At 76.2% G+C, this 4715-nt stretch carries 3 protein-coding genes; 1 reads left to right on the top strand and 2 read right to left on the bottom strand.

The genetic code is table 11. The features are described 5' to 3' along the window. Positions 1-122: 122 nt before the first annotated feature. Positions 123-1586, bottom strand: coding sequence for an adenylosuccinate lyase (gene purB, locus EBM89_RS19505; RefSeq protein ID WP_122151255.1), 1464 nt, complete (start codon positions 1584-1586; stop codon positions 123-125). A 186-nt stretch (positions 1587-1772) separates the two neighbouring features. On the opposite strand from purB, the gene EBM89_RS22310 reads away from it, so the two are divergent. Then, positions 1773-3329: a methyl-accepting chemotaxis protein gene (locus EBM89_RS22310; RefSeq protein ID WP_122151254.1), complete on the top strand. Its 1557-nt coding sequence runs from the start codon at positions 1773-1775 to the stop codon at positions 3327-3329. Between the two features lie 239 nt (positions 3330-3568). On the opposite strand, the gene EBM89_RS21550 is transcribed toward EBM89_RS22310, so the two are convergent. Then, on the bottom strand, positions 3569-4715 hold a 1147-nt coding region (locus EBM89_RS21550), incomplete at its 5' end, for a hypothetical protein (RefSeq protein ID WP_122151253.1).

Below are 4715 nucleotides of genomic sequence, written 5' to 3'. Positions count from 1 at the left end.
GCACGGCGGCCGTCGTCCGGTCGTGGTGCGACCGGGGCGTCAGGTGAGCGGGCCCCCGGCGGCCGGCGGCACGGGTTCGCGGCGCGGCGGCGGGCGTCGGGTGCGCGCCCCCCGGCGGCATGTCACCGCAGGTAGGTCTCCGTGAGGTGCTCCGCCAGGCCCGTGTAGGACGCCGGGGTGAGCGCCGCCAGGCGCGAGGCCACGTCCGCCGGCAGGCCCAGGCCCGCGATGAACTCCCGCATGTCGTCGGCGGTGAGCCGGCGGCCGCGGGTGAGCTCCTTGAGCCGCTCGTACGGGTTCTCCATGCCGGTCACGCCCGCCACCGCGGCGGCGCGCATCGCCGACTGCACCGGCTCGCCCAGGACCTCCCAGTTCTGGTCGAGCTCGCGGGCCAGCAGGTCCCGGTCCACGGACAGGGCGGCGAGGCCCCGGCGCACGTTGTCGACCGCGAGCAGCGCGTGCCCGAACGCCGGGCCGATGTTGCGCTGCGTGGTGGAGTCGGTGAGGTCGCGCTGCAGGCGGCTGGTCACCAGCGTCGCGGACAGCGTGTCCAGCAGGGCGCACGAGATCTCGAGGTTCGCCTCGGCGTTCTCGAACCGGATCGGGTTCACCTTGTGCGGCATGGTCGAGGAGCCCGTCGCGCCCGCCACCGGGATCTGCGTGAACACGCCGCGCGAGATGTACGACCACACGTCGGTCGCGAGGTTGTGCAGCACGCGGTTGAACCGGGCGACGTCCGCGTAGAGCTCGGCCTGCCAGTCGTGCGACTCGATCTGCGTGGTCAGCGGGTTCCAGGTCAGGCCCAGGTGCTCCACGAACGTCCGGCTGACCTCCGGCCAGTCCGCCCCCGGCACCGCCACGACGTGCGCGCCGTAGGTGCCGGTCGCGCCGTTGAGCTTGCCGAGGTACTCGGCGCCCTCGACGCGGCGCAGCTGGCGGCGCAGCCGGTGCGCGAGGACCGCGAGCTCCTTGCCGAGCGTCGTCGGCGTCGCGGGCTGGCCGTGGGTCAGCGCGAGCATCGGCACGTCCGCGAGGTCGTGGGCCATCGCCGCGAGGTCGTCCACCAGGCCGGTCGCGGCCGGCAGCCACACGTCCCGGACCGCGCCGCGCACCATCAGCGAGTACGACAGGTTGTTGACGTCCTCGCTGGTGCAGCAGAAGTGCACGAGCTCCGACACCGACGGCAGCGCCGTCTCGCCCAGCACCGACGGCGCGGCGGCGATCTTCTCCTTGAGGAGGTACTCGACGGCCTTCACGTCGTGCACGGTCGTCCGCTCGATCTCCGCGAGCCGCGCGACGTCGTCGGCGCCGAAGTCCGTGACCACCGCGCGCAGGTACGCCCGCTCCGCGTCGGACAGCGTCGGCGCGCCCGGGACGACGCCGTGGGAGGTGAGGTGGATCAGCCACTCGACCTCCACGTGCACCCGCTCGCGGTTCAGCGCGGCCTCGGACAGGTGGTCCACGAGGGGTGCCGCGGTGCGGCGGTAGCGGCCGTCCAGCGGCCCCAGGGCGAGCGGCGGCTCGACGTCGGCGAGGGACGTCCGCAGGGCGGGCGCGGCGGACGGGCTGCTGGCGTGCGCGGGCATGGCCCGCATCCTCCCACGCGGGCGCGCACCCGGCCGCGCAGGTCCGCGCGGTGCCGCCCGGACGGCCGGGAAGGCGTTCGCCTGCATCCCTCAGGTACCGCCGCGCGCTGCCGATCAGAGGGCCACTCAGGGGGAGACGTGCGACCGACTGCGGTCGACGCGCCGGGCGACACAGGGGGAACGAGCATGGCAGGACTGCGACGGGGCGGCCGCGGGGTCGCGCAGGCACCCGAGGGCGCCGACGTGCGCCGCGAGCTGCGGGCGCTCGACGACGTCGTGCGCGCGCTGGGCACGGTGCGCGGCCGCGGCGGTCTCGCGGGCGTCGTGGACACCATCCGCGCCGGGCTGGGCTACGACTACGCGTCCGCGTGGCGGCTGGACCCCGAGCACGGCGACCTCGCCTTCGTCACCCAGTGCGGCGAGCTGTCCGCCGAGCTGACCCGCATGACCCCGAGCCAGCGCATCACCAAGGGCACGGGTCTGTGCGGGCTCGCCTGGCAGCGGGACGGGGTGCTGCCCGTCGCCGACCTCACCCAGCACGGCACCAACTGCTCGCGCGGCGAGGTGTTCCTGCGCGCGGGTGCGCGCGGGGCCATGTCCATGCCGCTGTGGCAGGACGGCGAGGTGGTCATGGTGCTGGACTTCCTGTCGCGTGACGTCCGGTCCGAAGGCCCCGACCAGGTGCTGGTGCTCGACGTGCTCGCACGGACGGTGTCGCAGGCCCTCGAGGCGCAGCGCGCCGCCGACGAGATCGCGCAGACCGCCCGCGACCAGCAGGCCGTCACCGTCTCGGTCGCCAAGGTCGGCGCGTGCACCGAGGAGGAGCAGGCGCTGCGGACCGCGCTCGACACCGTGCGCGAGGAGTTCGGTTGGGACTACGGCTCGTACTGGGCCGTCGACCCCGCGTCCCGCACCCTGAGGTTCGCCGTCGAGTCCGGCACCGCGGGCGACGAGTTCCGGCGGGTCACCCTCGCCGCGAGCTTCGCCGAGGGCGTCGGCCTCGCCGGACGCGCCTGGCGGGCCCGCGACCTCGTCTTCGTGCGCGACCTCGGCGAGCTCACCGACTGCGTGCGCGCCCCCGCCGCCCAGCGCGCCGGGGTCCGCTCCGGGGTGTGCCTGCCCGTGATCGTCGGCGACGAGGTCCTCGGCACGATGGACTTCTTCACCACCCAGACCATCTCGCTCAGCGAGAGCCGCCGCGGGTCGCTGCGCAACGTCGTCCGGCTCGTGTCCCAGCGGCTCGACGTCATCCGCGCGGCCGAGCGGGACCGCGCCGCGTCCGAGGCCCTGCTCGGCAGCGTCGCCCGCCTCTCCCAGAGCGCGTCCGAGGCCGTGCGGGTCGCCGAGGAGGCCGTCGCGCAGACCTCCACGATGGCCGAGGAGGTCCGCACTCTCGAGGCGTCGTCCTCCGCCGTGGGCGACGTCATCCGGGTCATCTCGTCCATCGCCGACCAGACCAACCTGCTCGCCCTCAACGCCACCATCGAGGCCGCGCGCGCCGGGCAGGCGGGCCGCGGGTTCGCGGTCGTCGCCACCGAGGTCAAGGACCTCGCGGGCGGCACCTCCGCCGCCACGTCCCGGGTCGAGCAGCAGGTCGCGGACATCCAGGCGAACACCGCCGCGGTGTCCCGCGGCATCGACTCCGTCAGCACCACCATCCGGCGGATGGACGAGGTCCAGGCCCGCATCGGCGAGGTGCTGGACGAGCAGCGCGAGATGGCCCGCTCCTTCCGCGCCTCCTGACCGCCACGGCCGTCCGTCCCGACCCGCAGGGGGGTGTCGGGGCTGGCCGAGCCGTGGTGCGCCCGCGGGCACGGCCAGGACCGGTGACGGGCCCGCACCCGTCACCGGTCCGGTGACCTCACAGCTCCTTCCGTGCCGGCGGCTCCGTGCCGCTGCGGGAGGTCCGGACGTGTCAGCGGTGCCACCGGCCGGCGACGGTCCCGCACCAGTCGCCGGCCGGCGGGATCAGGACGCCGACCTCAGGTCAGCGCGACCCGCGGCAGGCGGCGGAGCAGGACGCCCAGGCCGATGAGGCCCAGCGCGACCAGGGACATCAGGGGGCCGGCGGCCCCCGTCGGCGCGAGCGCCGCCGGGAGCACCCCGGACGACGCGACGGAGGCCGAGGCCTCCAGCGACGCCGCGAGGTCCCGGGCGGCGAGCACGTCGGAGGAGAAGCCCGCGGCGACGGTCACGGTGCCGTCGTCGGTGCCGGTGCCGGTACCGGCACCGGGGGTGGTCCCGGGGTCGGTACCCGGGTCGGTGCCGGGGTCGGTGCCGGGGTCGGTGCCGGGGTCCGTGCCCGGGTCGGTGCCGGGGTCGGTGCCGGGGTCGACGGCCGTGGTGGCGTCGCCGCCGACGCCGAGCGCGATGTCGCCGATGGTGATCGGCACGCTGATCGGCAGCGCCACGCCGAGGTCGGCGAGCAGGCCCTCGCCGTCGCCGCCACCCACGACGGCGTCCGGGCCGTCGGCGGTCCCGGTCCCGGTGCCGGATCCGGTGGTGGCGTCCCCGAGCAGGCCCAGGGCGACGTCCCCGACGGTGATCGGGATGCTGACGGGCGCGGCGACGCCGAGGCCGGAGCCCGTGCCGTCGCTGTCGCCGCCACCGACCTCGGCGGTCGGGGCGTCCGTGCCCGGGGTGCCGGTGGTGCCGGTGCCCGTGGTGGCGTCGCCGAGCAGGCCGAGGGAGACGTCGCCGATGGTGATCGGGATGCTGATCGGCGCGGCCACGCCGGTGCCCGCCAGCGGGCCGCTGGCGTCGCCGGAGCCGACCTCGGCGGTCGGTGCCGTGCCCGGGGTGCCGGTGGTGCCGGAGCCGGTGGTGGCGTCGCCGAGCAGGCCGAGGGAGACGTCCCCGATGGTGATCGGGACGCTGATCGGCGCGGCCGCGCCGAGCCCCGAGGCGATGCCGTCGGCGTCGCCGCCGGTCACGGTCGCGTCGGGTGCCGACCCGGCGGTGGTGCCGGTGGTGCCCGTGCCGGAGCCGGTGGTCGCGTCGCCGAGCAGGCCGAGCGCGACGTCGCCGACGGTGACCGGGACGCTGACGGGCGCCGCGACGCCCGCCCCCGCGGCGGTGCCGTCGGCGTCGCCGCCCTCGACCGTCGCCGTGGGCGCGTCAGGTGCGGCG

This window comes from Cellulomonas triticagri (assembly GCF_003696205.1).
Classification (GTDB): domain Bacteria; phylum Actinomycetota; class Actinomycetes; order Actinomycetales; family Cellulomonadaceae; genus Cellulomonas; species Cellulomonas triticagri.
This window is presented reverse-complemented; position numbering and strand designations above follow the sequence as displayed.

Excerpts from the sequence above, each read along its gene's own strand:
- EBM89_RS22310 (WP_122151254.1), top strand. The coding sequence starts at position 1,773 with ATGGCAGGACTGCGACGGGGCGGCCGCGGGGTCGCGCAGGCACCCGAG.
- purB (WP_122151255.1), bottom strand. The coding sequence starts at position 1,586 with ATGCCCGCGCACGCCAGCAGCCCGTCCGCCGCGCCCGCCCTGCGGACG.